The sequence below is a fragment of the Streptomyces sp. JJ36 genome (assembly GCF_021696945.1).
Lineage (GTDB): Bacteria > Actinomycetota > Actinomycetes > Streptomycetales > Streptomycetaceae > Streptomyces.
In genome coordinates this window covers 1-26,793 of sequence record NZ_JACYHE010000083.1, presented here as the reverse complement: position 1 = coordinate 26,793, position 26,793 = coordinate 1, and the positions used below count along the sequence as shown (strand labels likewise).

Here is a 26,793-nt window from a genome sequence, read left to right as displayed (position 1 = left end):
TCCGCGACATGCCGCACCACGGACAGGTCGTGCGAGATGAACAGGTAGGAGACCGGGTGGCACGGCCCCCGGCCCCGTCACCCGCCCGCCGGGGCCGGGTGCCCGAGCAGCGCACGGATCTCCCGGACGGCGGCCCGGCCCGCGCGGTTCGCGCCGATGGTGCTGGCGGACGGCCCGTACCCCACCAGATGGACGCGCGGGTCGCGCACCGCCCGGGTGCCGTCGAGCCGGATGCCGCCGCCCGGCTCACGCAGCCGCAGCGGCGCCAGGTGACGGACGACCGGACGGAAACCGGTGGCCCACAGCAGGGTGTCCGCCCGGGCCGTACGCCCGTCCGCCCAGGCCACCCCGTCCGGGGTGATCCGCTCGAAGGGCGGCAGCCGGTCCAGCAGCCCGCGTTCCCGGGCCCGCTCCACCGCCTCGGTCACCGGCAGCCCGGTCACCGAGACCACGCTGCGCGGCGGCAGCCCGTCGCGCACCCGCCGCTCCACCCGCGCCACGGCCTCCCGGCCGCGCTCCGCGTCGAACGGCCCGGTGGTGAAGACCGGCGGCCGCCGGGTCACCCAGAGGGTGCCCGCAGCGACCTCGGAGATCTCCAGCAGGTGCTGCACCGCCGAGGTGCCGCCGCCGGTCACCACCACCCGGCGGCCGGTGAACGCGTCGTCGTACGGCCCGGGATAGTCCGCGGTGTGCAACTGCCGCCCGCGGAAGGTCTCCTGACCGGGGTAGCGTGGCCAGAAGGGGCGCTCCCAGGTGCCGGTCGCGTTGATCAGGGCCCGTGCCGACCAGACGCCGTCGGAGGTCTCCACCCGCAGCCGGCCGGGCGCGTCCGGGTCCTCGCGCACCGCGTGCACCCGCACCGGGCGCCGCACGCGCAGCCCGAAGGCGTCCTCGTAGGCGGCGAAGTAGCCGCCGACCACCTCGGCGGAGGAGCGTTGCGGGTCGGCGCCGGTGAGCTCCATGCCGGGGAGCGCGTGCATCCCGTGCACCCGCCCGTACGTCAGGGAGGGCCAGCGGAACTGCCAGGCACCGCCCGGCCGCGGCGAGCCGTCCAGCACCACGAAGTCCCGGTCCGGTACCAGACCGCTCCTGCGCAGGTGGTACGCGGCGGCGAGTCCCGCCTGCCCGGCGCCGGCGACCACCACCTCGGGATGTCTCACGCAGGGGTCAACACGTGCGGGCTCCCGGCCCTTCCCGCACCCCGTCCCCCACCCCGGGCGACGCCGCCCCCGGCCGCGGTCCACCATGGGTGGATGAGCGACGCACTGCACACGCACGTCCTGGAGATCACGACCGGTTCCGGGGAGACCGTCGCGGACCTCACCCGGGACTGCGAGGACTTCCTGGCCCGGGCCGCGCAGGGCCGGGACGGGCTGCTGAACGTCTTCGTCCCGCACGCCACCGCAGGGGTGGCCGTCCTGGAGACCGGGGCGGGCAGCGACAGCGACCTGCTGGCCGCGCTGCACGACCTGCTGCCCGCGGACGACCGGTGGCGGCACCGGCACGGCAGCCCCGGGCACGGCCGGGACCACGTCCTGCCGGCCTTCGTGCCGCCGCACGCCACGCTGCCGGTCCTCGGCGGCCGGCTGGAGCTGGGCACCTGGCAGTCCGTCTGCCTGGTCGACACCAACCGCGACAACCCGCACCGGAAGGTGCGGCTGTCCTTCCTCGGCTGATCCGTGCCGGGCGCGCCGGGCCCGCCCACGGGACGCCCGTCCCGCACCCGGCACGCCCGGCCCCCGGCCTCCCGAGTTGCCCGCCGGTCCCGGGCGGGAGACGCTGCTGGCAGGCGCCGGCAGGTGCTGCGGGCGGACGGGACGCCGGCGCCCGCAGCCGTACGGCGGGCCGACCGGCGTGCACCGGCGTCCCGGTGCACCCACCGATGTCCACCGAAGCCCACCGACATCCACCGCGGGAGGCAGACCGGTGACGGAGCTTCCGGTACGGGACCGTGCGGCATGGCCCCGGCTGCGGGTCGCCGACTGGACGGAGACCCGGGACACGCTGCACATGTGGACCCAGATCGTCGGCAAGATCCGCCTTGCGCACGCACCGCTGGTGAACCACTGGTGGCAGGTGACCCTCTACGTCACCCCGCGTGGGCTCACCACCTCCGCCATCCCCTACGGCACCGGGGCCTTCGATCTCGAGTTCGACTTCGTCGACCACCGGCTGGCCGTGCGCAGCAGCGCCGGCTCCGCCCGTCACGTCCGCCTGGAACCCAAGTCCGTCGCCCGCTTCCACGACGAGACCATGCGGGCCCTGGGCGAGCTGGGCATCGAGGCCCCCATCCAGTCCCACCCCAACGAGGTGGAGCCGGCCATCCCCTTCCGCGAGGACGACCGGCACGCGTCCTACGACGCCTCCGCCGCGCACCTCTTCTGGCGCCAGCTCCTCCAGGCGGACCGGGTGCTGAACGCCTTCCGCGCGCGCTTCGTGGGCAAGGTCAGCCCCGTGCACTTCTTCTGGGGCGCCATGGACCTGGCCTGCACCCGGTTCTCCGGGCGCCGCGCCCCGCCGCATCCCGGCGGCGCGCCGAACTGCGGCGACTGGGTGATGGTCGAGGGCTACTCCCGGGAGCTCAGCAGTTGCGGCTTCTGGCCGGGCGGCGGCGGGGAAGGGGCCTTCTACGCCTACGCTTACCCCGAGCCGGAGGGCTTCGCCGACCACCCGGTCACCCCCGCCGACGCCTTCTGGAGCAGGGAGAACGGGCAGTTCCTGCTGCCGTACGAGGCGGTCCGCACCGCCCGCGATCCGGAGGCCGCGCTCACCGGGTTCCTGCAGACCACCTACGAGGCCGCGGCGGAGCGCGGGCACTGGGACCGCGCCGCGCTCGAGGACGACCCGGGCCGGTGGGACGCGCGGCGCCGGCCGGCCCGGTGACCGTCCCGCCGGACGGACCCGGGGGCTGAGTGCGCCGAGCCGGGGTACGAGGGCTGGGCAGGAGGCGCCCGGAAAGGCCCGGCGCCGTGACCCGGATGCGAGGACCCGATGAGTGTTCCGGCCTTCCTGGCTGGTGCGCGGGGCGGCACGAACCCCGCCGGACCCGGCGACGCCACCCAATGGGTGTGGCACGCGCGGCGCGTCAGGGCCTGGGACCACGGACTCTTCCACCAGGTGGCCCGGCGCCACTGGCCGGGGGCTCACCCGCTGCTGCCGAAGCTGAGCCGCGCCGCCGATCACGGGCGGCTCTGGTTCGCCGTGGCCGCCGGGCTGGCCGCGACCCGCCGCCCCGGCGTGCGGCGTGCCGCGGTGCGGGGCGTCGCCTCGCTGGCCGTCGCCTCGGCCACCGTGAACACCCTCGGCAAGGGAGCGGTCCGGCGTGCCCGGCCGCTGCTGGACACGGTGCCGGTGATCCGGCAGCTGCACCGGCAGCCGGTGACCACCTCGTTCCCCTCCGGCCACTCGGCCTCGGCGGCGGCCTTCGCCACGGGGGTTGCGCTGGAGTCGCCCCGCTGGGGCGCCGTGGTGGCGCCGCTCGCCGCCGCGGTCGCCTTCTCCCGCGTCTACACCGGGGCGCACTACCCCAGCGACGTCCTGGCCGGCACGGCCCTCGGCGTCGGCGCCGCCTTCGCCGTGCGCGGGATCGCGCCCACCCGCTCCCAGCTCCCCGCGCCGGCCCGCCCGCTGGCGGAGGCGCCCACACTGCGCCGCGGCAAGGGCATGGTGGTGGTCGCCAACGTCTCGTCCGGGCAGCGTCTCACCGAGCCGGAGGCGACGCGCGCCGGTGCTGCGGCGGGAGGCGCGGCGGGGACCCCGGAGGGCGTCCCGGCCGGCGTTCCCGCGGGGGCCTCGACGGGGGACACGGCGGGGAGGGCGCCCGAGCGGCCGGTGCCGCCCGCGCTGGAGGCCGTACGGGAGGCCCTGCCGGAGGCCGAGATCATGGTCGCCGACCCGCGGACCGGCGGCCTCGGCGACGTGCTGGAGGACGCCGCGGCCCGGGCCGCGGCGCTGGGCGGCGCCCTCGGCGTGTACGGCGGCGACGGCACGGTGAACACCGCCGCGCCCGTCGCCGTGCGGCACGGTCTGCCGCTGGCGGTGCTGCCCGGCGGCACCTACAACCACTTCGCCTTCGACCTGGGCATCGAGACCTCCGCCGACACCTGCCGCGCGGTGGCCGCCGGGGAGGCCGTCGCCGTGGACCTGGCGCGTTTCACGCCCGCCCCCGGCGGGCCGGCCGGCACCTCCGGGTACTTCCTCAACACCTTCAGCCTCGGCTCGTACCCCGAGCTGGTGCGGATGCGGGAGCGCTGGGCCCCCCGGATCGGCGCCTGGCCCGCCGGTGTGCTCGCCGCGCTGCGGGTGCTGCACACCGCCGGGCCGGTGGAGGCCGGGCTGGGCGGGCGGCAGCGGGCCCTGTGGCAGCTCTTCGTCGGCAACTGCTCCTACCGGGGTCTCGGGCTGGCGCCGCTGCGCCGCCACGACCTGGCCGACGGACTGCTCGACATCCGGGTGGTGCCCGGCGGCCGCTGGGCCCGCAGCAGGCTCTTCGCGGCGGCGCTGACCAGCGTGGTCGGCCGGTCGCCGGTACACACCGCGGTCCGGCAGCGACGACTGCGGATCACCGGGATCCCGCCGGGCACCCACCTCACGTACGACGGGGAGGTCGCCGAGGCTCCGGAGGAGCTGCTGCTGGACAAGCGGCACGAGGCGCTGACGGTCTACCGTCCCCTGGGCCACTCCGCCTGACCCACCGGCCGGGCGGCGCCGGGTGCGCCCGCCCGGCCGCACGACGGGCGGCGGCGGTGGGACACGCCACATGCGGGCGGCCAGGATGCCGACACATCCGGGCATAGCGCGCCCCGCGATTTGGTTGCGCACCCGGAAGAGTGCTTTCCTCCCTCCGTATCACGATGCGGACAGAAAGGTGTAGACCAGGGTGCTGCGTGACCTCATGAGGCGTGTCCTGCCGCCCCGCGGGACGCTCGTGGCCCCGGACCCGGGACGGCTGCGGCTGCGCCACGCACTGCGCGCGGTGCTCGGGGTCGGACTCGCCGTGGCCGGCGCCGTGGCCGCCGGACTGCCGCTCAAGGCCGCCATCACCGGAGGGCTCGCCGCGCTGCTCGCCCTCTTCGTCGTGACCGACCCGACCGTACGGCGGCAGGCGGGCACCGCTGCCCTGCTGCCGCTCGCCGGCCTCCCCGTGCTCACCCTCGCCGCCTGGCTGCACGCGCTGCCGCTCGCCCGCGACGCCGCCTTCCTCGCGGTCGCGCTGGCCGGCGCGTACGCGCGGCGCTGGGGCCCGCGCGGGCACGCACTCGGCGTCTTCGGTTTCATGATGTTCTTCGCCGCCCAGTTCCTGGCCACCACGCCCGCCCAGCTCCCGCCGCTGTACGCGGCGGTGCTGCTCGCCGTGGCGATCGCCGCCGCCGTCCGGTTCGGCGTCTGGTGCATCGAGCGCCGCACCCCGCCGCCCGCCGCGCCCGCCCCCGAAGAGGGACGGGGACTGGCCCGGCCGACCACCCGGCTCGCCCTCCAGGCCACCGCGGCCTGTGCCTTCGCGCTGCTCGCGGGGCAGGTGCTCTCCCAGGAGCGCTGGTACTGGGCGGTCGGCGCCGCCTGGTGGATCTTCGTGAACACCGCCTCCCGCGGCGAGACCCTGGTACGCGGCTTCCGCCGGGTGCTCGGCACCGTGGCCGGCATCGGCGCCGGGCTGCTGGTGGCCGTCCCCGTGCACGGCGCGCCCGTCCCGACCGCGGCCCTGGTGGCGGTCTGCGTCTTCGGGATCTTCTACACCGCCGCGGTCTCCTACAGCTGGATGATGTTCTTCGTGACCGTCATGGTCGGGCTGCTCTACGGCCTGCTCGGCATGCTGCACCCCGGTCTGCTCGGGCTGCGGCTGGTGGAGACGGCCGCCGGGGCGCTCGGCGCGGCCCTGGCCGTCGCCCTCGTGCTGCCGGTCACCACGCACGCCGCCACCTCCGCCTGGATCGCCCGGGCGCTGCACTGCGTGCAGGACTGCGCCCGGGACGCCGCCCGCCGCCTCGCCGGGGACGCGACCGCCGACCCCGCGCCCCGGGTCGCCGAGCTCGAGCTGCTGCTGGGCCGCGTACGGACCTCCGTGGCGCCGCTGGTCCACCCGCTCAGCCCGCTGCGGGCCCGCCGCGCCCGGGCCCGCCGGGTGCTGGAGCTGCTGGACGACTGCGCGGCCCAGGTGCGGGGCCTGGCCGAGGTGGCCGCCGACCCGGCCGCCTCCCACGACGCCCGCCTGACCGCCGCCTGCGAGCGGGTGGAGACGGCCGTGCAACGGCTGGTGGCGCCCGGCGACGCCGCAGCGCCGGCCTCCGCCGGGGCCCGGGCGGCCGTCCCGCACGCTCCCCCGGCTACCGACCGGGCCCTCACCCATCTGCACGGGCTCGAGACCGCCCTGTCGGGCCTGGCCGGGCCGTTGCACCACGGGCCGAACGAGCGCGCGGGCGCATACGGCCTGACCTCGTGAGCGCCCGCGCCGCCCACGGCGCGCCGGGACCGGCAGGGTGGTCGGCCCGCGTGTCGTGTGCCCCGGGCACCGGCTCCCTCCGGCTGTCGGGGAACAGGCTCGCGCCGGCGGACGAGCACACCGCGCCCCGCGCCCCGCGCGGGCCGGGGGCCGGGTGGGGCCTGCACGCGAGGGGTCGCCCCGGCCCCGGCCCGCCTCGGAGGGACGGCCGGGGCTGGACGCGGCGGGTCTGACGCACCCGGCGCGTCCTCTCCGCACGCGCGGTCCGGCCTTCACGAGAGGGAGGAAGGCGCGGCCGGTTCCCCCCAGAGGCCGGCCAGGTGCGCGTGCAGGACGTCGTGTGCCCGTTGCGGGGTGAGGTGGCCGATGAGGACGTGCGTGGTGAGGCCGTCCGCAAGGGCGAGGAGGGTGCGGGCCTCCCGTTGCGGGTCGAGGGGAACGGCGCCGTCGGCGCGCCGGCCGGCTTCCGGGATGAGGCGGGTGAACGCCTCCTCCAGAGCGGCGTAGTTCTCCTTCAGCGTCCTGGCGAGCGCTTCACTGACAGCCGCCTGCGCCACGAAGGCGAGCCAGACCCGGGCCTCGGCGCGGTGCTCTTCCCCGATCAGGGAGACCTCGGTGGCCGCGTGGCCCAGGGCTGTGCCGGCCGACTGGGCCGGGCTCCGGAGGAGACGGGCCTGTACGCGTGCGCTGATCCGCTCGCTGATGTGCCCCAGAGCGAACACGAGCATTTCTTCCTTGGTGCGGAAGCACCGCTGAACCGCGCCCATGGACACCCGCGCGCGGGCGGCGACATCGCGGAGGGTCACGCCCTCGAGGCCACGTTCGTCGGCGAGGTGGCAGACGGCCTCGGCGATGAGGCGGCGTCGGCTCACGTGGTCCACCTGTCTGGGCACGCCCGGTCGCCTCCCTGCTCCACGGGGCTCTGCTCGCAGCGCACCCATGCGATGCGCTCGTATCGGTTGCAGGGTACCGTTGCCTTTCCGATGCAGGTGCATCGGTATAGGGGAGGAAGGAAGAGCCATGCGGGACGCCCTGTGGAAGCTGCCGGCCGCCGCCCAGGCGGAGGCCGTGCGCGGCGCGCACGTCTCGGCCGCCGAGCTGGTCGACAGTCACCTCGATCGCATCGCCGAGGTCAACCCACGCGTGAACGCGGTCACGCAGCTCCTGGCGGAGCGCGCACGCGAGACCGCACGGCAGACGGACCGCCGGCGGGCCGCCGGGGAAGCGCTGGGGCCGCTTGCGGGCGTGCCGTTCACCGTGAAGGAGAGCACCGCTGTCGCAGGCGTGCCGACCACGCTCGGCGCGGAGCGGTTCCGTGACCTGGTGGCGCCGGCCGACGCGCCGCCGGTGGCGCGGCTGCGAGCGGCCGGGGCCATCCCCATCGGGCACAGCAACATCCCCACCCTGATCCTGGCGGGAATGCACACGCGCAGCGAACTGTACGGCGACACGGTCAACCCGTGGGACGGCAGCCGGACCCCGGGCGGCTCCAGCGGGGGCGACGCGGTGGCCGTGGCCACGGGCATGGCGGCGCTCGGGCTCGGCAACGACTCCGGGGGGTCGGTGCGCATCCCGGCCCAGTTCTGCGGCGTGGCCGGGCTGAAGCCGACCACGGGCCGGTTTCCGGCGGACCACCGCGTTCTCGGCCCGGACGACCCCGGCCCGGCATCCCAGATGCTGGTCACCGACGGCCCGCTGGCCCGGAGCGTGGGCGACCTGCGACTGGCGTACGAGGTGCTGGCCGGGACCGATCCGCGAGACCCACGGGCCGTACCGGTGCCCGCGTACGGCGAAGAGCTCCCCGGTCCGGTGAGGGTCGCGGTCGTGGCGGACCCCGGCGGGCGCGGTGTCCACCCCGCCGTGCGCGCAGCAGTGGAGACCGCGGCCGACGTGCTCCGCGACGCCGGGTACGACGTGCGTGAGGTACCGGACGTTCCGCGGATGGACGAGGCTCTCGAGGCCTACGGCCGGATCACCGTGACCGAGTTCGCCCCGACCTGGCCCGTGGTGCGCGAGCTGCTCGGCGAAGGCGGGGCGCGCTACATCGGGATGGCGATGGAGCAGACTCCGCCCGTCAGCGCGGACGCGCTCATGAAGCTGATGGGTACCTGGATGAGCGTGCGCCGCTCGTGGGCCGAGTTCCTCGACGCGTACCCGTTGCTGCTCGGCCCGTCGTTCACCGAGCCCCCGGTCGAGCCGGGGCTGGAGTCGCGCGACAGGGCAGGCCGGGACCGGGTCGGGTCGGGAATGCGGTTGTGCAGCGTGACCAGTTTCGTGGGCGTGCCCGGTGTGGCCGTACCGACCGGCGTGGTCGACGGACTCCCCTGCGGGGTGCAGATCGTCGGGCGCGCGTTCCGGGAGGACCTGTGCCTGAGCGCGGCTCAGGCGATCGAGGACCGGCTGGGAGTGCTCACACCAGTCGACCCGTGCGGGGGAGACCGGGCCCGCTGACAGCCGGTCGTCCGAGCGACTGCTGCCGGAGGCCGGACCCCAGCCGAAGCGCGGGCCGAGGTCCTGCCGGCCCTCCGGCAATCGCGCCGGCTGCCGTTCCGTTGTTCTCCACCCTCGTTCCGCCCGGCGGGGGCCGGGACTCCGCGGCAGGGCGCGGCCGGTGGCCGGTGCCCGCCCGCGCAGGCCGGCCCGGAGCCCGGTCGGTGCCCACCGCCCGCAGTCCACCCTCTCCTGGTCCGGTGGCCCGCCGCGGAGGGGCCTCCCGGCCGGCCGCTCCGGCACGCCGCACCCCGCGGGCCCCGCCCGGCGCGTTCTGCCGGGCCGCGCGGTGTCCCTGTTACGGTCGCCCGGACCAGCCTCCGCACCGGCAGAAGGGCGACCGACGTGACCGACGGCAGCGGGAGCCGCACGAGTACCGGACTCCGGGCGTACATCGGCTCCTTCACCTCGGCCGGCGGCCGGGGCGTGAGCACCGCCCGCACCGTGCGCGGCGACGGTGCGCTGGAGGTCGTGCACCACACCGGCGTGGCCGTGCCGGACCCCTCCTGGCTCGCCCCGGCGGACGGGCTCCTCTACACGGTCTGCGAGCGCGAGGCCGGCGCCGCCGCCGTGCTCTCCCTCGCCGACCCGGACCGGCCCGAGCCGCTCGGCGAGCCGGTCCCGGTCGGCGGGGCCGCCCCCACCCATCTCGCCCTCGCCCCGGGGCTGCTCTGCACGGCCAACTACGCCTCCGGCAGCGTCAGCGTGCTGCCGCGCCGCGCCGACGGCACGCTCGGCGGCCCTCCCGAGGTCCACCCGCACCAGGGCTCGGGGCCGCAGCAGGACCGGCAGGAGGGGCCGCACGCGCACGCGGTGGTCCCCGACCCGGCCGGCCGCTGGGTCCTCGCCGTCGACCTGGGCACCGACACCGTCACGGTGTACGCCCTGGACGCGGCGGCCGGTGGGCTCCGGCCGCACCGCGAGGTGCCGCTGCGGCCCGGCACCGGACCGCGGCACCTGGCGTTCCACCCGTCGGGCCGGCAGGCGTACGTCGTCAACGAACTGGCGCCGACCGTGACCGTCTGCCGCTGGGACGCGGCGGAGGGCACGCTGGAGCCCGTGGGCGAGTGCGCCGTGCGGCCCGGGGAGGCCACCGGGCCCAACTTCCCCTCCGAGGTGGTGGTCGCCCCGGACGGCCGGTTCGCCTGGGTGGCCAACCGCGGGGACGACACCGTCGCGGTCCTCGCTCTCGACGCCGAGGGGGACACCGCCGAACTGGCCGGCACCGTGCCCTGCGGCGGCCACTGGCCGCGCCACCTGGCGCTGCATCCCTCGGGGCAGTGGCTCTACGCGGCCAACGAGCGGTCCGGGGACGTCACCTGGTTCGCCCTGGACGCGGAGACCGGGCTGCCCACCCGGGCCGGCGCGGTGGAGGCGCCCGCTGCCTCCTGCGTCGTCTTCGCCTGAGCCCACCGGGAGACCGGGCCCGCCCGTGGAGGAGGGCCCGGAGGAACGCGCGCGGGGCCGGCCCGGGCTCCGGGCCGGCCCCGCGTGGGTTCCGGGTACGTGCGTGCTCCGGCTCAGTGCGCCGGCATGCCCTGCGGCTGCTGCTGCGGCAGGCCGAGCTTCGCCCCGTAGGTGGAGGCGACGAGCTTGCCCAGCGCCGGGTACGCACCCAGCGGCTCGGCCGTCGCACAGCCCGCCTCCTGCGCGGCCGCCTCCAGCAGGCCCTCGGCGATCTCCGGGCCGATCAGGCAGGGCGCGACGGCGAGCTGCTGGGAGCCGGCCTCGCGGAGCTGCTCCGCGGTCCGTGCGATCGCGCCCTCCTCGTCGAGCCCGGCCGCGAGCACCGGCACCGCCAGCCGGGCGGCCAGCAGCATGCCCGTGATGCCGGCGGCCTGCACCGCCTCCTCGCCACCCAGCGTCGCGAGGATGATGCCGTCCGCGGCCGTCGCGACCGTGAACAGCCGGGCCCGGTCCGCGCGCGCCAGCCCGGCCTCCGAGAGCTTCACGTGCACCGCCTCCGCCAGCAGCGGGTGCGGGCCCAGCACGTCCGTCAGCTCCGCGCCGGAACCGCTGTTCAGCACCGCCTGCCGGATGTCGCGCATCCGGGCGGGGTCCGGGCCGGCCAGCAGCGGGATCACCACGGCGCAGGGCGCGCCGGAGTCCTCCGCCTCCGGGGCCGCGTCCTGCTCGGCGGCCTGGTGTTCCGCGGCCACCTGCGCGAGAACGGTGGTCAGGGTGGGAGCCTCCTGGTCGTCACCGTCCACGTAGCCGATGCGCGCGTCCAGACCGGGGAGCTCGGAGCGGCCGATGCTCACGATCTCCTCGGCGAGGCCGCGCGTCGCGGTGGACGGCTCCCCGGGAACGGCCAGCACCAGCGCCGGGGCGTTCTCCGGAGCGACGACGGGCTCCGGCCGGCGGTGCCGTCCGGAACGGCGGGGACGCGGCATTCGTACGGGCAGGCCGTTGTCCGGCCCAGTGGGGGAGCTCATGCGGCCGCATGTTAATGCCTTGCCGGGCCGGTCCGTTCGGGCGGGGGGACAACCGATTGCTTATGCACCATTTGCCCCGCCCGCCGCGGCGCCGGGAGCCGCAACGGGGTGGCCGTGGGGGGGGGGAAGGTACCAGGTCACACGCCGGTCGCCGGGGGTGGCGTGTCGTGGACGGAGAGCAGCACCGGGTCGGCCGGCAGCCGCAGCGCGCCGGCCGCCAGCCGGGCGGCGACCAGCAGCGCGCCGTCCAGCGGGTCGCCGGCCGCGCGTACGGTGCGTGCCCCCGGCAGACGGGCCGCCAGCTCTGACCGGAGCGGTCCGAGCAGGGGTTCGCCGAGGCGGAGCAGGCCGCCGGTCAGCGCCACCTGAGGAGCGGGTCGTGCGCCGGGGCCGGGGGCCGCACCGGAGCCCGGTCCGCCGGGGCAGACGGCGGCCGCCGACCGGGCGATCTCCCGGGCGGCCCCCCGCAGGATCTCCACCGCCACCGGATCCGGCGCCCCGCCGGCCTCCGGGCCGGCCGGCGTGGCGCAGCGGGCCACCTCGGGGGCGAAGGACGCCAGCACGGCGGGCCGGTCGGTGCGCGGATAGAGGTGCTGCGGAAGCTCCGCCGCCGGGCCGAAGAGCCGCTCCGCCCGCGCCAGCAGCGCCGGTGAACCGCCCTCCCGGCCGTCGTGGGCGCGCAGCGCCGCCTCCAGGCCGGCACGGCCGATCCAGGCTCCGCCGCCGCAGTCGCCCAGCAGATGGCCCCAGCCGTCCGCCCGGCGCCAGGAAACCAGGTCCGTGCCCATGGCGATCATCCCGGTGCCGGCGGCGACCACGGCCCCGGGACGTTCGCCGAGCGCCCCCGCGTAGGCCGTGACGGCGTCGGCCGCCAGCGCCACCCGGCGGACGCCCAGCTCGCGGGCGAGCGCCCCGGGCAACCGGGCCCGCAGGTCGGCGCCGAGCGTCGCCATGCCGGCCGCTCCCACGCACACCGCGGTGATCCGCCCGTCCCCGGCGTCTGCAAGCAGGGTGGCGGCGGCGGGCAGGAGCTGCTCGAGCAGGTGGCCGGAATCGATCCCGCCGGGGCCGGTACGTACCGGGCCGCCGCCGTCCCGCCGCTCCGGGACGCCGGCGGTGCCCGCCGCGTCCACGGCGGCGAGGGCGATCCGCAGCCCGGACCCGCCGGAGTCGACGCCGAGCACCCGGCCGGCCGCCGCCCCGGTGGTCACGGCAGGCGCCAGTCCACCGGGGCGGCGCCCTGGCGCGCCAGCAGCTCGTTCACCCGGCTGAAGGGGCGGGAACCGAAGAAGCCGCGGTCCGCGGACATGGGCGAGGGGTGCGACGACTCGACGGCGGGCACCCCGCCCAGCATCGGCCGGAGGTTCCGTGCGTCACGGCCCCACAACACGGCGACCAGCGGCTTGCCGCGTTCGGCGAGGGCCCGGATCGCCTGCTCGGTGACCTCCTCCCAGCCCTTGCCGCGGTGGGCGGCGGGCCTCCGGGGGGCGGTGGTGAGCGCGCGGTTCAGCAGCAGGACGCCCTGCCGGGTCCACGGCGTCAGATCGCCGCTGGACGGGCGGGGCAGGCCGAGGTCGGTGCCGAGCTCCCGGAAGATGTTCTCCAGGCTGCCCGGCAAGGGGCGGACCTCCGGCGCCACCGAGAAACTCAGTCCCACCGCGTGCCCCGGGGTGGGGTACGGGTCCTGACCGACGATCAGCACGCGGACGTCGTCGAAGGGTTGCTGGAAGGCGCGCAGCACATGGGGGCCCGCCGGCAGATAGGTCCGTCCGCCGGCGATCTCCGCCCGCAGGAAGTCACCCATCGCGGCGACCCGTCCGGCCACGGGTTCCAGGGCCTTGGCCCAGCCCGCCTCGACGATCTCGTTCAATGGTCGTGCAGCCACGGCGGATCACTCTAGTGGCTCACCGCCCCTCCTCCGGCCGCTTCCGGCGGACTTCGGCCCCCCGGCCCGGCACCGGCCCCCCGCCACCGGCGGTCCACCTGCCCGCGCCGCCGTCCGCGCACCCGTCCGTCTCCGCCCGTCCCACGGGCGGAGACGGGCTCACCCGATCGCCGCCGCCCGCACGCAGAGCACGTCCGGCAGGTGCCGGGCGAGCTGCTGCCAGCTCTCGCCCTCGTCCGCGCTGGCGTACACCTCGCCGTTGCGGTTCCCGAAGTAGAGGCCCGCCGGGTCCGCGTCGTCCGCCCACATGGCGTCCCGCAGCACCGGGCCGTAGTGCGCCTCCTCGGGCAGCCCGGCGTCCAGCGGCTCCCAGCTCCGCCCGGCGTCCTCCGTCCGGTGCACCCGGCACCGGTGGTCCGCGGGGACCCGGTCCGAGTCGGCGTTGAGCGGGAAGACGTAGGCCACCCCGCCGCGCCGCGGGTGCGCCACCACCGGGAAGCCGAAGTCCGAGGGCAGCGCGTCGCCGACGGAGGTCCACGAGGTGCCGCCGTCGTCGCTGCGGTACACCCCCCAGTGGTTCTGCAGATAGAGGCGGTCCGGGTCCGCGGCGTCCCGGGCGATCTTGTGCACGCACTGGCCGTGCTCCGGATAGCGCTGCGCCTCGGGCAGGAACGCCGCCTGGACGCCGCGGTTGCACGGCTCCCAGCTCTCCCCGCCGTCGGCCGTGCGGTACGCGCCGCCGGTGGACACCGCGACGGTCACCGACCGCGGATCCCGCGGGTCCACCAGCACCGTGTGCAGGCCGAGCCCGCCGCCGCCCGGCTGCCAGCTCGCCCGCGTCGGGTGGTCCCACAGCGGGCGCACCAGGTCGAAGCTCCGGCCGCCGTCCGCCGAACGGAAGAGCGCGCCGGGCTCGGTCCCCGCGTACACCACCTCCGGCTGCTCCGGACCGGCCGGCTGGAGCTGCCAGACCCGCTCCAGGGACTCCCCGGTGTCCTCCGGGAAGCGCACCGCGGGCCGCTCCGGCTCGCTCCAGCTCCGGCCCAGATCGTCGGAACGGAACACCGACGGGCCCCAGTGCGCGCTGTCCCCGCCGGCCAGCAGCCGCGGCCCGGTGGCGGGCCGGGTGTCGATGGCGACCGAGTACACCGCCTGGGCGTTGAAGTGCGGCCCGTCGAACTCCCAGCCTCCCGCGCCTCTGCGGCCCGCGGGCCTGCGGGCGAGAAAGAGGCCCTTCCGAGTGCCGACCGCGAGCAGTACGTCCGTCATGCCGTGCCACCGCCTCCGGGAGAGGATCGAGCGCGGAGTCTCCGCCTCTACCGAGCAGTCTGCACCCGGCCACCGACAACCGGCGCCGTACGCGCTCCGTCCCGGTGCGGTTCGCTCGCCGGACCGCGCGGCGGGCAGTCCGTCCCGGGCGCTTCCGCGGTCAGCGCCGGTCCTCCGCGGCGGCGAGCAGCCCCGGCCAGTCGGGGATCTTCACCCGTCCCCGGTCCAGGCTGCGTCCGAGCGCCGCCTCGGCCTCCTCGATGGCCTGCCACCCCGTCCACACCACCGGGCGCAGGCCCGCCGCGCGCAGCGCCTCCAGCGGATCGCCGGGCCGTGGCCCAGCGCGGCGCAGCAGTTCCTCCGCGTCCGCCAGCAGCGAGGTCACCGTCTCCTTCGCACACGGCCGGTTGCTGCCGATCACGCCCGTCGGCCCCCGCTTGATCCAGCCCGCGACGTACTCGCCCGGTGCCGGCACGCCGTCCCGCAGGACGCGGCCCGCCGCGTGCGGCACGGTCCCGGTGACGGCGTCGCAGGGCAGCCCGGCCGGCGGGGCGCCGCGGTACCCCACCGAGCGCAGCACGAGCCGGGCCGGCAGGTCCTCGTACTCGCCGGTGCCGGTCACGGTGCCGTCGTCCGCCGGTGCCGTCCGCTCGAACCGGACGGCCCGCACGGCCCCGTGCCCGTCGTCGAGCAGCGCCACCGGCCGGAGGTAGAAGCGGAGCTCGATCCGGCGCCGGCGGGCGGGCCCGGTGGCGGGCGGCCGGGCGGCCCACTCCCGCAGCACCGCGAGGTTCCGCCGTGCCACCGCGGGCAGCCCCGAAGGGTCCTCGCAGGCCGGGTCGCGGGCCAGCTCGGCCGCCCGCACCCGGACCTCGGCGTCCGGCAGCGCCCCGAGCTCGCGGAGCTCCTTGGTGGTGAAACGGGCCTGGGCGGGGCCGCGCCGGCCCACCAGGGTGATGTCCGTGACCGCGCTGCCCGCCAGCGCCCCGAGGGCCGCGTGCGGCACGTCGGTCTGCCGCAGCTCCGCGGCGCCCCGGGCGAGCACCCGCGCCACGTCCACCGCGACGTTGCCCACCCCGATCACCACCGCGGACCGCGCGGACAGGTCGAAGGAGTGCCCGGCCGCGTCCGGGTGCGCGCTGTACCAGGAGACGAACTCCGTCGCCGAGGTGCTGCCGCGCAGGTCCTCGCCGGGGATCCCGAGCCGCCGGCCGTCGGCCGCGCCCACGCAGTAGACCACCGCGTGGTAGAGCTCCAGCAGCCCGGCGGGCGTGATCCGGGGCGTGCGGGCGTCCGCGCCCGGCGCCGGCTCCGGCGCGGTGTCCGGCGGCGCGCCCACCTCGACGTTGCCCAGGAAGCGGACGCCGGGCTGCTCCAGGACGGTGCGGAGGCTGTTCTGCAGGGACTTGATCTTCTCATGGTCCGGTGCCACGCCGTACCGCACCAGCCCGTACGGGCACGGCAGCCGGTCCAGCACGTCGACCGCCACCTGCGGACCGCCGCCCGCCGCAGGCGCGGTCAGCCCCTGAGCGGCGTACACGCCGCTGGGTCCGGAACCGACGACCGCGACGCGGAGCAGCGCTGGCACAGCAGGGTCCTTCCCGCCGGGGATTCCCAGGATGGCACCGGAGCGCGGCGCTGGGGAGGGTCTGCGGCTCCCGGGTCGCCCGGTTGCCGTAGCGGAGGCCCGTCCCGGCTGTCGCCGGGGTCCCGGCGACAGCAGCATGGAGCCGTGGGAACAGACGACGGGCCGGGACGCGCGCCGCTCGCGGCGCGGACCGGGCATGCGGCCGCGCGGGGGGCCGTCGCCGCCATGAGCATGACGGGCATGCGGGCGCTGACCACCCGGCTCGGGCTGCTCGGCGCGACGCCCCCCGAGGTGCTCGTGGACCGGGCTCCGGCGGCGGTGCGGCGGCTGCAGGGCGACCGGCTGGACGCGTTGCTGGTGCTGCTGCACTGGGGGTACGGCTCCGCGGGCGGCGCGGTCTTCGGCGCCCTGCCGGCCCGGGTGCGGATGACCCCTTGGGCCGGTCCCGCCTTCGGCGCGCTGCTCTGGCTCGGCTTCGAGGCCGCGATCGTGCCGCTGCTCGGGTTCCGGATGGCGCACCGCTCGCGCACGGACCAGCTGGCGCTCGCGGCCGACCACCTGCTCTACGGACTCGTCCTCTCCGAACTGCGCCGCAGGCCCAGCAGCTAGGTGTGCTGCCCGGCGGCGGCGCGTCGCAGCGCTGCGTCCCTCAGCCCTGCACGGGCAGCCGGGGGAGCGCCTGCGAAGCGGTGGCCTCCGTCTCCGGGGCCGCTCCCGGCGGCGTTCCGAGCTCCCAGTCCAGCCCGTAGCGGCCGAAGAGCTCGGCGCGCAGCCGGGCGATCGGCATGGGGGCGCCGGGCAGCAGCACCGCCACCACGGCGCCCATCAGCAGGGCTCGCAGCAGCGGGTAGTCGGTGTCCGGGTCGGCAGAGCCGTACCGGGCGACCGTGGAGTGCAGCAGGCGGGCGAGGCGTTGCTGCTCGTCGCACTGGACGAAGCCCTCCTGCTGGAGGATGCCCGCCATGTGGGCCCGCATCAGCACCGGGCGGTCGCGGGCCAGCCCCAGGACGGCGTCGATCGCGCGGGCCAGCAGCTCCCGCCCGGCGTCCGGGCCCTCCGGCCTCGGCGGCCGGTCCAGCGCCTCGGCCAGCGTCAGGTGCATCAGCCGGTGCACGGCGGACTGGAAGAGCTGACGCTTGCCCGGGAAGTAGTACGAGATCAGGCCGCGGGCGGAGCCCGCCCGGTCGGCGATGTCCCCCAGGGTGGTCGCCTCGTAGCCGCGCTCGCCCACGAGCTCGACCGTCGCCTGCAGCAATCGCTCACGCGAGCGGCGTCGCAACTCTTCATTGACTGACGCGCTCCGAGGGGACATCCTGTAACTCCTGCGTTGACTGGCTGAGAGCCAATATACTCAGCCGGACCACGGGTTCCGCCCCCACCCACCCCGGGGCGGAACCCGTCTCCAGGGCCGGTATCGGGGCGACGCGGGGGATCGTCCCGGTACCGGCGCACCTACCCCGCCGGGCGGGTTCGGACGGTCAGACGGATCTCCCGACCAGCTCCAGCAGTGGCTCCAGCCCGTCCGGGCGGCGGTCGGCCGGCAGGTGGTCCACCAGGTGCACCCGGCAGCCCACGGCCGCGGCGCCGCCGTCCGCCCGCGGATCGTCCCCCACCATCAGCACCTCGTGCGGCTCCCGGCCCAGCTCGGCACAGGCCGCACGGAACAGCCGCGGGTCCGGCTTCTGCACCCCGTGTTCGTAGGAGAGCACCGCCGGACCCAGATAGCCGTCCAGCCCGTGGGCGCGCAGCACCGGGCGCAGGTCCCAGCCGATGTTGCTCACCACGGTCGTCGGCACGCCCCGCTCGTGCAGGCCGCGGAGCACCCGCAGCGTGTCCGGGTAGGGCTGCCACGCCTCCGGGGTCATGTGGCGCTCGTAGAGCGCGTCGTACAGTTCCTCGGCCGGCAGCGGCACCCGGCGGGCCAGCGCCGTGTAGGCGGCCCGGTGCCGTTCCGCGCTGCGGTCCCGCCCGTCCCACAGCTCCCGCAGCTCCGGCGGCACCGTGCGCGGTGCCGCGCCGCCGGGCAGCGCGCCCGCTTCCTCCAGCAGTGCCGCGGTCCGCGCGAGCTCCGCCTCGGGCAGCGTCCGGCCGGTCCGGGCGAGCGCACCCGCCAGCCAGCGGACCGCCGGCTCGACACGGAGCAGCGTCCCGGAGAAGTCGAAGAGCACTCCTGTGATCGTCATGCCGCGATCCTCCCGGACGGAGCACGGGGACTCCAGGCCGCCGCCGTGAGCGTGGCCAGCGCCAGGCCCAGCAGCGCGCCGGTGACGACGTCGCTCGGCCAGTGCACGCCCAGCCACACCCGGGTCAGCGAGACGCCCACGACCGACACCCCGGCCGCCGCCGCGGCAGCCCAGCACACCGCGGCCCGCCGGGTCCGCGTCCAGGCCAGCCAGGTCAGCAGGCCGCAGACCAGGGCCGCGGTCATCGCGTGTCCGGAGGGCATGGCAGCGTAATGGGCCGCGTCCAGCGGCTGTTGCCACTCCGGCCGGGCCCGGTCCAGCAGCGCCTTGAGACCCTGCTGGACCAGGGCGCCGAGGCCCACGGCGGCGGCCACCAGCAGTGCCAGGGCCCGTTCGGCCCGCCACCAGAGCGCCAGCGCGGCCGCGGCGGCCAGCACCCGCATCGTCACCGGGTCCCAGACCCAGTCCGTGAGCACGCGTGCCGCGTCGGTCCAGGCCGGGTGGGCGAGGGCCAGGCTGTGCAGCTCCCGGGCGATCCGGGCGTCCAGGTCCAGCAGCGGCCGCCAGCCGCTCGCCACGGCCGTCATCAGCAGCACCGCCGGGACGGCGAGGAGCCCGGTGCTGCGCAGCGCGCGACGCCGGGACGGGGTTCCGGACGGCGTGCGGGGCGGGGGACCGGGCGGGGGACCGGGAGCCGGGGGGATGGGCATGTCCCCGATCCTCACCCATACGCCCCCGGTCACACCCCGGAGTCCGCACCGGGCCGCTACGCCGTCCCCCTGCGGTCCGTGGGGGGCGTAGGGGCCGGAACGGCCGTCCGGCGTACGGGTGTCGCGCGCGGGCCGCGGAACCCCGGGTTCCGCGTCAGCGGAGCGTGCTCAGGCCGGGTACGAAGGCCACCAGCAGCGGCACCAGCGGCACCAGCGAGGCCACTGCGACAGTGCGCATCCGCCGGGCCACCGGAAGCCGGGGGGCCGGGGACAGCAGCCGGTGCACGCGCTGCGGCACCAGGCCACGCGGCCGGGCGCAGGGACCGAAGACCCCGCGCTCCTCATTGAGTTCGACCAGCGCGAGGGCGATCGTCAGGCGGCCGTAGCGGCGCGAGGCGGCGTCGTCGGCGGCCAGCTCCACCAGCCGGTGCACCTGGTCCCGGAAGGCGGCGAAGACGGGGACCCGGGAGAACCCGCCGGCCAGCGCGGCGGAGCAGTGCAGCAGCCAGTCGTGGCGCGCCCGTGCGTGGCCCTGCTCGTGCTCCAGCACGGCGTCGAGCTGACGCCCGTTGAGCCGGCGCAGTGCGGCGGTGGTGATCACCAGCCGGGGAGCGGTGCCGGGCAGCCACCAGGCGTCGGGCCGCTCGCCCTCCAGGACGACCAGCCGGTCGCCCTCCGTCCGCTCCTCGCCGGGCAGCTGTGGCGCCCGGGTCCGCAGCTCCGCACGCCGGTGCCGGCGGCGCAGCCGTGCGTCCCGGATCTCGCGGAGCAGCATGGCGCCCGTCCAGGCGCCGCCGCAGGCCAGCAGCACGGCCACCACGCCTGCCCCGCTCTCGTACGAGCCCAGGGCGTACGCCTCCTGCACCCCCCGCGGTGCCGGGGCGAAAACGTGGTCGCGCACCGCCTGCCAGGCCGTGGCGGCGGAGAGCGCCATGGCCAGGACGCAGCACAGCAGCACGGCGACCACCACGCACTGCCACACCCACAGCCCCAGCACCGGCTCCCGGTCCGGCCAGGACGACCTGGTCAGCACGCGGGGGGCGACGGCCGCGGCCAGCCCTCCCAGGACCAGCAACGCCAGCGGCACCATCATGGCCTCAGACTAGGCTCCGGGCGCTACCGAGGGGTACGGCCCCGCGCGGGAAAGTGACGCATGCCTCACCCGGACGCGTCCGGCGCACTGCCGTAGCGGGCTCAGAGCGTCAGCAGCATGGTGAACGAGCCCAGGGCGAGGGTGAGTCGGCACGCGTGCGCCAGCGGTGCACCCGCCGTGCCCCACTCGTGCGGGGCGGGGGCGGCGCGCCCCCTGCCCCTGCCGGCCGGGGCCCCGGCCAGCAGGGCGCCGGAACGCAGCACATAGGCCGCGAAGTAGAGCAGCAGCGCCCCGGTGAGCAGGGGTATGCCGCCGGGCGTGGCGGCGTGGCCAGGCCCGGCCGGGTGCCCCGCGTGGGCCGCCGGCGCCGCGGAGCCCACCGCGCCCGCCATGACCAGCGCCATGTACACCATGGCCAGCGACTCCAGGGCGTGATGCAGGCAGTGCGCACCGGACCGTGCGGCGCCGTGCAGGGCCACTGCCGTGGAGGCGCCGAAGAGCACCACGAAGCCGGCGGGCGGCACCGGGGCGACGGTGTGGGGCAGCGCCATCACGGCCATGCCGAGGCCCATCACCGCCTCCAGCCAGGCCGCCCGGCGATGCTCCGCAGAGCGGCGCCACACGCGCAGCAGGCAGTACGTCCCCGTCACCCCGCACACCGCCACCAGCAGCCAGCTCACCACGGCAGACCCGTGCATGCGCCCCTCCCCGCTCGGCACTTCCGGGAGGCTGCCCGTATGCGCGGCCCGCACGGGGGCGCATGGAGGCGTCCGGGCGCGCAACGGGGGCGGGCGCGGCGCCTCACGCGGCAGGGGCGGGCCTCTCGTGCGGGCCGGGCCTTGCGGCTGCCTCCGTACGGGCCTCGCGCGCCGCGGTTCCGGCGGGCGCGTACCCTGCGCGGCGCTGCTGGGCTTCCCGCGGCCGATCCGTCCCGGCGCGGGGGCGTGCCGGCCGACCGTACGCCGGGACGGGCGGCCGCGGCTCGTCCCTGAGCTCCGGGCCCAGGAACCCCGGGGCCCGGAGCCGCGGCTCACGCGACGTGCGGTGTGTCCCGTGCGGGTGGCGGCGTCAGATCCCGGGGCGGTGCCGCATCGGGTGGTCCGCGGGGACCTCCACGACGCAGATCCTGACCCCGTCCGGGTCCTGGATCCACATCTCCACCAGCCCCCACGGCTCGCGGACCGGCGGGCGGAGCACCTCCACCCCGTGCTCCGCCAGCTCCTCGTGCGCCGCCGTCACGTCCGGGACCTGGAGCCAGAGCCGCAGCTCCGGCGCGACGGGCTCGGCGGCGCGCCCGGCGACCTCCAGGAAGCCGCCGCCGAGGAAGTAGACCGTGCCGCGCTCCGGGCCCGTGCCGAACTCCCGGTAGACCGCGAGGCCCAGCTTCCCGCCGTAGAACTCCCGGGACCGCTCCGGGTCCGCCGGCCGCAGCAGCACGCGGCTGCTCAGTACCTGCACCATGGCCCGGACCCTAGTGCCGCCGCACCCGCCCGGCAGGACGCCACGGCGGCCGCGGTGGCCTCGGGCACGGCAGCGCCCGTCTCCCGGCCGACCTGCAGCCCGGCCGGCTGCGGGCCGGTGCGGGGTGCCGCGCGCCGGGAGCATACGCTCGCGTGTCATGGACGACGCCATCACCGCCCGGGAGCCCGGCCGCACCGCGGACGCCGCCGGACTTGCCTTCCGTACCGCCGCCGAGGCCGACGTCCCGGCCCTCGTCGCGCTGATCGAGTCCGCGTACCGGGGCGACGCCAGCCGTGCCGGCTGGACGACCGAGGCGGATCTGCTGGAGGGGCAGCGTACCGACCCGGAAGGCGTGGCGTCCGTGGTGCGGGACCCGGCGAGCCGGATGGTCGTGGCGGAGCGCGCGGGGGAACTGGTGGCCTGCTGCCAGCTGGAGAACCGCGCGGGCCACGCCTACTTCGGCATGTTCGCCGTCCGGCCGGCCCTCCAGGGCGCGGGCGTCGGCAAGCACGTGCTGACCGAGGCCGAGCGGATCGCCCGGGAGAGCTGGGGCGCGGAGGCGATGCACATGACCGTGATCACGCAGCGCGCCGACCTGATCGCCTGGTACGAGCGGCGCGGCTACACCCGCACCGGTGAGCTCAGCGCCTTCCCGTACGGCGACGAGCGCTTCGGCATCCCGCAGCGGCCGGACCTCGCCTTCGAGCTGCTGGTCAAGCCCCTCGGCTGACCTCGTGCGGACCGCCGGCACGCCGGTCGCGCGAGGTGCGTACGCCGCGCTCCCCGGCGGGAGCGGTCCCTCGTCCACGGGGCGGCCCCTCCGTGCCCGGGCTGCTTCTCCGTGCCGGGACCGGTCCCTCCCCCGGTCGGTTCGTCCGCGCCGGGCCGCCGGTCAGCCCGCCCGGCCCGCCGACCGCCGGATCTCCGGGTGGTCCGTGACCACGCCGTCCAGCCCGAGCTCCCGGACGCGGGCCAGCTCCTCCGGAGTGTTCACCGTCCAGGTGATGACCTCCAGGTCCGCCGCGTGGCAGCGTGCCACGGTGTCCGCGTCCAGCCACTGGAGTTCCAGCGACACCAGCCGGGCCCCGAGCTCCCGGGCCCGCTCCGGCGCGGTGGGGGAGGAGCGCCCGGCCACCAGGCCGATCGGCTGTTCCGGGAGCTGTTCCCGGGTCTCCCGCAACGCCTCGTCGTGGAAGGAGATCACGGTCACCCGGTCGTGCAGGCCCTGCTCCCGGATGACCTCGGCCAGCAGCCGGGCGGCCGCCCGGTCCTTGATCTCCGCCTGCAGTGGCGCGCGGACGGCCGTCAGCACATCCTCGAAGACGGGGATGCGTTCGCCCAGCCCGGCGTCCAGTCGGCGCAGTTCCGCCAGCGTGAGGTCCCCGACCGCGCCGGTGCCGTCGGTGGTGCGGTCCACCTCGGCGTCGTGCATGACCACCAGAGCGCCGTCCTTGCTCACATGGAGATCGAGCTCGATGACGTCGACGCCTTCACCCTCCGCGCGGCGGAAGGAGCGGAGGGTGTTCTCGGGCTCCACGCCCATCAGCCCGCGGTGTCCGACGGTCAGCAGTGGCACGGCGGGCTCTCGCTTTCGTCTCGGGGCGGCGGGCGCGGGTGCACCGTCCGGCCGGTCAGCCTAGCGGCCGGGCCGGGGAGGCCCCGGACCGCGCCGCCGCGGCCGTACGCACGGTGGCGTGACCGGCCGTCCGCACGGCGGCAGGCAGCGGGCCGCAGGAAGAACAGCGGTCGAGGGCGGGGTGGACAGGAGGATCTCCTGGGGTCACCTTGAGAAAAGGAACACCTCCAGATACCGTACTGCTACGCGATTTTCTCCCGTGGAGGGGCGGTCATGACGGAAATTCTTTCGCCCGTAGGCACCGACGCCGGTCCGGCGACCCCGGGCCGGGTGGTGGACCACGCCGCCTGGGTCGTGCTGAAGGACGCCGTGGAGGCGATCCGCCCGGCCCAGTCCAAGGACGGCTCGATCGACTTCGAGGCCGAGGGGGCACCCTCCCGCGCCGCGGTCGAGGCGGAGCTGGAGCGGGTGGCCGGTGCGGTCGAGGAGCTGACGCCGCTGCTGCCGCACGACACGGAGTACCTGCGCGCGCTCGTCACGGACCTGCGCCGCTGGGCGGAGGGCGGATTCGGGGTGCCCGACTTCCTGGACTCCCTGCTGGCCTTCCAGCCCGCGCAGCAGCGCGAGGACGGGCTGCAGCACCTGGTCGTCTTCCCGATGTACACCCAGAACGGCAACCCGGACCGCAACCTGGAGGCCGTGGTGCTCCGTATGGTGTGGCCGGACTGGCTCGCCGAGCTGGAGCGCACCCGCTACGACAACCCGCTCTTCTGCGGCATCACCTTCGAGGACTTCACCTCCGGGTACGACACCAACTCCGCGGTGCTCTTCCCGGAGACCATCGCGGTGCGCGAGGCGCCGGAGCGCTTCTCCTGGGGCGGCATCTTCTGCGACCGCGAGGCCGCACGCTTCCGCCGTGTCGTCGACGAGGCCTGCCGGGTCACCAGCCTGGAGCTCCCCGAGGACGTCCGGGGCCTGCTCACCGACCAGCAGCGCTGCCAGCAGACCTTCGTGCTGTGGGACATGATCCACGACCGCACGCACAGCCACGGCGATCTGCCCTTCGACCCCTTCATGATCAAGCAGCGCCAGCCGTTCTGGATGTACGGGCTGGAGGAGCTGCGCTGCGACCTGACCGCCTTCGGCGAGGGGGTGAAACTGGCGGCGGACGGCTTCCCGCAGGGCCGCGACGTGCAGTTCACCGTGCTCCTCGACCGGATGTTCCGCTTCCCGGTGACGGGCGAGCGCAAGCGCAACTACGACGGCCTCGGCGGTCAGCTCCTCTTCGCCTACCTGCACCAGCACGACGCGCTCCGCTGGACGGACAACAAGCTGACCATCGACTGGGACCTCGCCCGCGAGAGCACCGAGCGGCTGCGGAAGGAGATCGAGACCCTCTACCGGGAGGGCATCGACCGGCCGAAGATCGTCCACTGGTTCAAGGCGTACGAGCTGGTCTCCCGCTACCTCGCGCCGCACCCCGGCTCCACCTGGGCCAAGGGCCCGGACGCCCTGGACCTGAGCCTGCCGCCGCGCAAGCTCGTCGACGAGGTGCTGCCGGACGAGTTCCCGCTGAGCATGTTCTACGAGGCCCTTCGCAAGAAGCTGCGCGATGTGATCGCATCGACCAAGGGCATCACGGCGGAGAACGCCGACCTCGCCGCATGACGGCGGAGAACGAGCCCGGGCAGGCGCACGAGCGGGAGGCCACCACCATGACCAGCACATCTCAGAACGCGGCCGGGAACGGCGGGCCGCTGGACGGCGCCGTCGTCGCCGTCGCCGGCGCGGCCGGTCCCGCCGGCCGGGCCACCCTGCTGCGGCTCGCCGAGGCGGGAGCCACGGTGGTGGCCGCCGACGCGGACGCCGAGCGCCTCGCCTCCGCCGTCGACGCGGCCCGGTTCGCGCACGGCGGTGCCACCGTCACGGGGGACACCGTCGATCTGCTCGACGTGACCGCCACCCGGGAGTGGGCTGCGCGTACCGAGAAGGAGTTCGGCCGGGTCGACGGTCTGGTCCACCTGGTCGGCGGCTGGCGCGGCTCGTCCGGCTTCGCCGAGACCGACCTGGCGGACTGGGACGCCCTGCACGCGCTGCTGGTGCGGACCGTGCAGCACACCTCGCTGGCCTTCCAGGGGCCGCTGGAGCGCAGCGGCCACGGCCGCTTCCTGCTCGTCAGCGCCGCCGGAGCCAGCAAGCCGACGGCCGGGAACGCCGCGTACTCCGCCGCCAAGGCCGCCGCCGAGGCCTGGACGCTCGCGCTCGGTGACGCCTTCCGCAAGGCGGGGGGCGAGGCCGGACCGCCGGCGGCGGCTGCCATCCTGGTGGTCAAGGCCCTGGTGAACGACCAGATGCGTGCGGAGCGGCCCAAGGCGAAGTTCGCGGGCTTCACCGACGTCACGGACCTGGCCGACGCCATCGCGGGCACCTGGTACAAGCCCACCGAGGAAGTGAACGGACACCGCCTGTGGCTCACATCCCAGCCGTAGCGAAGCCCGCCGCACCGGTCACCCAGGCCAAGCGGCACCACGACCCGGAGGTGCGCGGCTTCGCCAGCGACAACTACGCGGGCGCGCACCCCGAGATACTCGCGGCCCTCGCCCTGGCCAACGGCGGTCACCAGACCGCCTACGGCGGGGACGAGTACACCGCGCATCTCCAGCACGTGATGCGCAGCCACTTCGGCCCGCACGCCCGGGCCTACCCGGTCTTCAACGGCACCGGCGCGAACGTGGTGGCGCTCCAGGCGCTCACCGACCGCTGGGGCGCGGTGATCTGCGCCGACTCCGCCCACATCCACGTGGACGAGTGCGGGGCGCCGGAGCGGGTCGGCGGGCTCAAGCTGCTGACCGTGCCCACCGAGCACGGCAAGCTGACCCCGGAGCTCATCGACCGCGAGGCGCACGGCTGGGACGACGAGCACCGGGCGATGCCGCAGGTGGTCTCGCTCGCGCAGAACACCGAGCTGGGCACCGTCTACACCCCGGACGAGATCCGCGCGATCTGCGAGCACGCGCACGAGCGCGGCATGCGCGTCCACCTGGACGGCGCCCGGCTCGCCAACGCGGCGGCCGCCCTGGACGTCCCGATGCGCGCCTTCACCCATGCGGCGGGCGTCGACGTGCTCTCCTTCGGGGGGACCAAGAACGGCATGCTCTTCGGCGAGGCCGTGGTCGTGCTCGACCCGGACGCCGGCCGGGCCATGAAGCACCTGCGCAAGCTGTCGATGCAGCTCGCCTCGAAGATGCGGTTCGTCTCGGTCCAGCTCGAGGCGCTGCTCGCCAAGGACCTGTGGCTGCGCAACGCCCGGCACGCCAACACCATGGCCCGGCGGCTGGAGGCCGGAGTCCGGGCGGTACCGGGCGTGGAGATCCTGCACCCCGTGGAGGCCAACGCCGTCTTCGCCCGCCTGCCGCACGAGGTGAGCGAACGGCTGCAGAAGCGCTACCGCTTCTACTTCTGGGACGAGGCCGCCGGCGACGTGCGCTGGATGTGCTCCTTCGACACCACGCCGGAGGACGTGGACGGCTTCGTCCAGGCACTGGGGGAGGAGATGGGCCGCGCGGGCTGAGCGAAGAGCCGCCGCTGCCACCCCGCCCGGCCGCCGCCCCGGTCGTCCCGCTGCCGCCCCGCCCGGCCGCCCGGCCGCCCCGCCCGGCCGCCC

25 protein-coding genes are annotated in these 26,793 nt (G+C 76.2%); 11 read left to right on the top strand and 14 right to left on the bottom strand.

All coding sequences use genetic code 11. From position 1 onward, the window contains the following. Nucleotides 1–77 precede the first annotated feature (77 nt). The gene (locus tag HOY81_RS23505; protein ID WP_237322682.1) at nucleotides 78–1,160 is read right to left on the bottom strand and encodes an NAD(P)-binding domain-containing protein; all 1,083 of its coding nucleotides are present in this window, start codon (nucleotides 1,158–1,160) and stop codon (nucleotides 78–80) included. A 93-nt stretch (nucleotides 1,161–1,253) separates the two neighbouring features. Here HOY81_RS23505 and HOY81_RS23500 point away from each other — a divergent pair, with 93 nt between their 5' ends. The 4 genes from HOY81_RS23500 to HOY81_RS23485 all read left to right on the top strand — a co-directional run bounded on the left by HOY81_RS23500 (nucleotide 1,254) and on the right by HOY81_RS23485 (nucleotide 6,439). Continuing rightward, nucleotides 1,254–1,676: a YjbQ family protein gene (locus HOY81_RS23500; RefSeq protein WP_237322681.1), complete on the top strand. Its 423-nt coding sequence runs from the start codon at nucleotides 1,254–1,256 to the stop codon at nucleotides 1,674–1,676. Between the two features lie 250 nt (nucleotides 1,677–1,926). Beyond that, the gene (locus tag HOY81_RS23495) at nucleotides 1,927–2,883 is read left to right on the top strand and encodes a DUF5996 family protein (protein ID WP_237322680.1); all 957 of its coding nucleotides are present in this window, start codon (nucleotides 1,927–1,929) and stop codon (nucleotides 2,881–2,883) included. A 108-nt stretch (nucleotides 2,884–2,991) separates the two neighbouring features. Then, nucleotides 2,992–4,689, top strand: coding sequence for a bifunctional phosphatase PAP2/diacylglycerol kinase family protein (locus HOY81_RS23490; RefSeq protein WP_237322679.1), 1,698 nt, complete (start codon nucleotides 2,992–2,994; stop codon nucleotides 4,687–4,689). Nucleotides 4,690–4,894: 205 nt separating this feature from the next. Next, nucleotides 4,895–6,439 carry an FUSC family protein gene (locus tag HOY81_RS23485; RefSeq protein ID WP_237322678.1) on the top strand — a complete coding sequence of 515 codons (1,545 nt, stop codon included), beginning with the start codon at nucleotides 4,895–4,897 and terminating at the stop codon, nucleotides 6,437–6,439. A 272-nt stretch (nucleotides 6,440–6,711) separates the two neighbouring features. On the opposite strand, the gene HOY81_RS23480 is transcribed toward HOY81_RS23485, so the two are convergent. Further along, nucleotides 6,712–7,332, bottom strand: coding sequence for a TetR/AcrR family transcriptional regulator (locus HOY81_RS23480; RefSeq protein ID WP_237322677.1), 621 nt, complete (start codon nucleotides 7,330–7,332; stop codon nucleotides 6,712–6,714). Between the two features lie 127 nt (nucleotides 7,333–7,459). On the opposite strand from HOY81_RS23480, the gene HOY81_RS23475 reads away from it, so the two are divergent. After that, nucleotides 7,460–8,890, top strand: coding sequence for an amidase (locus HOY81_RS23475; protein ID WP_237322676.1), 1,431 nt, complete (start codon nucleotides 7,460–7,462; stop codon nucleotides 8,888–8,890). A 384-nt stretch (nucleotides 8,891–9,274) separates the two neighbouring features. Then, nucleotides 9,275–10,336, top strand: coding sequence for a lactonase family protein (locus HOY81_RS23470; protein ID WP_237322675.1), 1,062 nt, complete (start codon nucleotides 9,275–9,277; stop codon nucleotides 10,334–10,336). A gap of 113 nt (nucleotides 10,337–10,449) precedes the next feature. Here the strand turns inward: HOY81_RS23470 and HOY81_RS23465 are convergent, their stop codons facing one another. From HOY81_RS23465 to HOY81_RS23445, 5 genes are all read right to left on the bottom strand, one after another. After that, nucleotides 10,450–11,364 (bottom strand): sirohydrochlorin chelatase, encoded by a 915-nt coding sequence (locus tag HOY81_RS23465; RefSeq protein ID WP_237322674.1) that lies wholly within the window; start codon nucleotides 11,362–11,364, stop codon nucleotides 10,450–10,452. 137 nt (nucleotides 11,365–11,501) lie between these two features. Continuing rightward, nucleotides 11,502–12,575 (bottom strand): BadF/BadG/BcrA/BcrD ATPase family protein, encoded by a 1,074-nt coding sequence (locus HOY81_RS23460; protein ID WP_237322673.1) that lies wholly within the window; start codon nucleotides 12,573–12,575, stop codon nucleotides 11,502–11,504. Then, nucleotides 12,572–13,249 carry a uracil-DNA glycosylase gene (locus tag HOY81_RS23455; RefSeq protein ID WP_237322672.1) on the bottom strand — a complete coding sequence of 226 codons (678 nt, stop codon included), beginning with the start codon at nucleotides 13,247–13,249 and terminating at the stop codon, nucleotides 12,572–12,574. The genes HOY81_RS23460 and HOY81_RS23455 overlap by 4 nt, the downstream gene beginning before the upstream one ends. A gap of 159 nt (nucleotides 13,250–13,408) precedes the next feature. Beyond that, on the bottom strand, nucleotides 13,409–14,518 hold the full coding sequence (locus HOY81_RS23450; RefSeq protein ID WP_237322671.1) for an exo-alpha-sialidase: 1,110 nt from the start codon (nucleotides 14,516–14,518) through the stop codon (nucleotides 13,409–13,411). A gap of 160 nt (nucleotides 14,519–14,678) precedes the next feature. Beyond that, entirely contained in the window at nucleotides 14,679–16,097 is a 1,419-nt protein-coding gene (locus HOY81_RS23445) for an FAD-dependent oxidoreductase (RefSeq protein WP_237322685.1), read from the bottom strand. 153 nt (nucleotides 16,098–16,250) lie between these two features. Between HOY81_RS23445 and HOY81_RS23440 the strand changes: the two genes are divergently transcribed. Continuing rightward, on the top strand, nucleotides 16,251–16,715 hold the full coding sequence (locus tag HOY81_RS23440; RefSeq protein ID WP_237322670.1) for a DUF1440 domain-containing protein: 465 nt from the start codon (nucleotides 16,251–16,253) through the stop codon (nucleotides 16,713–16,715). A gap of 40 nt (nucleotides 16,716–16,755) precedes the next feature. Here HOY81_RS23440 and HOY81_RS23435 read toward each other — a convergent pair whose 3' ends face one another. The 6 genes from HOY81_RS23435 to HOY81_RS23410 form a co-directional block, all read right to left on the bottom strand. After that, nucleotides 16,756–17,418, bottom strand: coding sequence for a TetR/AcrR family transcriptional regulator (locus tag HOY81_RS23435; protein WP_237322669.1), 663 nt, complete (start codon nucleotides 17,416–17,418; stop codon nucleotides 16,756–16,758). Between the two features lie 166 nt (nucleotides 17,419–17,584). Next, entirely contained in the window at nucleotides 17,585–18,289 is a 705-nt protein-coding gene (locus HOY81_RS23430) for an HAD family hydrolase (protein WP_237322668.1), read from the bottom strand. Further along, nucleotides 18,286–18,999, bottom strand: coding sequence for a phosphatase PAP2 family protein (locus HOY81_RS23425; protein WP_237322667.1), 714 nt, complete (start codon nucleotides 18,997–18,999; stop codon nucleotides 18,286–18,288). The genes HOY81_RS23430 and HOY81_RS23425 overlap by 4 nt, the downstream gene beginning before the upstream one ends. A gap of 154 nt (nucleotides 19,000–19,153) precedes the next feature. Next, nucleotides 19,154–20,092, bottom strand: coding sequence for a M56 family metallopeptidase (locus tag HOY81_RS23420; protein ID WP_237322666.1), 939 nt, complete (start codon nucleotides 20,090–20,092; stop codon nucleotides 19,154–19,156). A gap of 101 nt (nucleotides 20,093–20,193) precedes the next feature. Then, complete coding sequence (locus tag HOY81_RS23415; RefSeq protein ID WP_237322665.1) at nucleotides 20,194–20,790, bottom strand: DUF5134 domain-containing protein; 597 nt, start codon at nucleotides 20,788–20,790, stop codon at nucleotides 20,194–20,196. Nucleotides 20,791–21,160: 370 nt separating this feature from the next. After that, nucleotides 21,161–21,553 carry a VOC family protein gene (locus HOY81_RS23410; RefSeq protein ID WP_237322664.1) on the bottom strand — a complete coding sequence of 131 codons (393 nt, stop codon included), beginning with the start codon at nucleotides 21,551–21,553 and terminating at the stop codon, nucleotides 21,161–21,163. A 157-nt stretch (nucleotides 21,554–21,710) separates the two neighbouring features. Between HOY81_RS23410 and HOY81_RS23405 the strand changes: the two genes are divergently transcribed. Then, nucleotides 21,711–22,283 carry a GNAT family N-acetyltransferase gene (locus tag HOY81_RS23405; protein ID WP_237322663.1) on the top strand — a complete coding sequence of 191 codons (573 nt, stop codon included), beginning with the start codon at nucleotides 21,711–21,713 and terminating at the stop codon, nucleotides 22,281–22,283. Between the two features lie 162 nt (nucleotides 22,284–22,445). On the opposite strand, the gene HOY81_RS23400 is transcribed toward HOY81_RS23405, so the two are convergent. Continuing rightward, nucleotides 22,446–23,129 carry a glycerophosphodiester phosphodiesterase family protein gene (locus HOY81_RS23400; protein WP_237322662.1) on the bottom strand — a complete coding sequence of 228 codons (684 nt, stop codon included), beginning with the start codon at nucleotides 23,127–23,129 and terminating at the stop codon, nucleotides 22,446–22,448. A gap of 273 nt (nucleotides 23,130–23,402) precedes the next feature. Here HOY81_RS23400 and HOY81_RS23395 point away from each other — a divergent pair, with 273 nt between their 5' ends. The 3 genes from HOY81_RS23395 to HOY81_RS23385 are packed head-to-tail and all read left to right on the top strand — an operon-like array spanning nucleotide 23,403 to nucleotide 26,700. Beyond that, nucleotides 23,403–24,797 carry a DUF6421 family protein gene (locus HOY81_RS23395; RefSeq protein ID WP_237322661.1) on the top strand — a complete coding sequence of 465 codons (1,395 nt, stop codon included), beginning with the start codon at nucleotides 23,403–23,405 and terminating at the stop codon, nucleotides 24,795–24,797. A 47-nt stretch (nucleotides 24,798–24,844) separates the two neighbouring features. After that, on the top strand, nucleotides 24,845–25,618 hold the full coding sequence (locus tag HOY81_RS23390) for an SDR family NAD(P)-dependent oxidoreductase (protein ID WP_237322684.1): 774 nt from the start codon (nucleotides 24,845–24,847) through the stop codon (nucleotides 25,616–25,618). Beyond that, nucleotides 25,606–26,700, top strand: coding sequence for a low specificity L-threonine aldolase (locus HOY81_RS23385; protein ID WP_237322683.1), 1,095 nt, complete (start codon nucleotides 25,606–25,608; stop codon nucleotides 26,698–26,700). Before HOY81_RS23390 ends, HOY81_RS23385 begins: the two co-directional genes overlap by 13 nt. The last annotated feature ends 93 nt before the right edge of the window (nucleotides 26,701–26,793 follow it).

What these genes read in the sequence shown, in the direction of transcription:
- HOY81_RS23500 (WP_237322681.1), top strand. Translation starts at nt 1,254, where the DNA reads ATGAGCGACGCACTGCACACGCACGTCCTGGAGATCACGACCGGTTCC.
- HOY81_RS23490 (WP_237322679.1), top strand. Translation starts at nt 2,992, where the DNA reads ATGAGTGTTCCGGCCTTCCTGGCTGGTGCGCGGGGCGGCACGAACCCC.
- HOY81_RS23485 (WP_237322678.1), top strand. Translation starts at nt 4,895, where the DNA reads ATGAGGCGTGTCCTGCCGCCCCGCGGGACGCTCGTGGCCCCGGACCCG.
- HOY81_RS23475 (WP_237322676.1), top strand. Translation starts at nt 7,460, where the DNA reads ATGCGGGACGCCCTGTGGAAGCTGCCGGCCGCCGCCCAGGCGGAGGCC.
- HOY81_RS23465 (WP_237322674.1), bottom strand. Translation starts at nt 11,364, where the DNA reads ATGAGCTCCCCCACTGGGCCGGACAACGGCCTGCCCGTACGAATGCCG.
- HOY81_RS23450 (WP_237322671.1), bottom strand. Translation starts at nt 14,518, where the DNA reads ATGACGGACGTACTGCTCGCGGTCGGCACTCGGAAGGGCCTCTTTCTC.
- HOY81_RS23435 (WP_237322669.1), bottom strand. Translation starts at nt 17,418, where the DNA reads ATGTCCCCTCGGAGCGCGTCAGTCAATGAAGAGTTGCGACGCCGCTCG.
- HOY81_RS23430 (WP_237322668.1), bottom strand. Translation starts at nt 18,289, where the DNA reads ATGACGATCACAGGAGTGCTCTTCGACTTCTCCGGGACGCTGCTCCGT.
- HOY81_RS23425 (WP_237322667.1), bottom strand. Translation starts at nt 18,999, where the DNA reads ATGCCCATCCCCCCGGCTCCCGGTCCCCCGCCCGGTCCCCCGCCCCGC.
- HOY81_RS23420 (WP_237322666.1), bottom strand. Translation starts at nt 20,092, where the DNA reads ATGATGGTGCCGCTGGCGTTGCTGGTCCTGGGAGGGCTGGCCGCGGCC.
- HOY81_RS23415 (WP_237322665.1), bottom strand. Translation starts at nt 20,790, where the DNA reads ATGCACGGGTCTGCCGTGGTGAGCTGGCTGCTGGTGGCGGTGTGCGGG.
- HOY81_RS23410 (WP_237322664.1), bottom strand. Translation starts at nt 21,553, where the DNA reads ATGGTGCAGGTACTGAGCAGCCGCGTGCTGCTGCGGCCGGCGGACCCG.
- HOY81_RS23405 (WP_237322663.1), top strand. Translation starts at nt 21,711, where the DNA reads ATGGACGACGCCATCACCGCCCGGGAGCCCGGCCGCACCGCGGACGCC.
- HOY81_RS23395 (WP_237322661.1), top strand. Translation starts at nt 23,403, where the DNA reads ATGACGGAAATTCTTTCGCCCGTAGGCACCGACGCCGGTCCGGCGACC.
- HOY81_RS23390 (WP_237322684.1), top strand. Translation starts at nt 24,845, where the DNA reads ATGACCAGCACATCTCAGAACGCGGCCGGGAACGGCGGGCCGCTGGAC.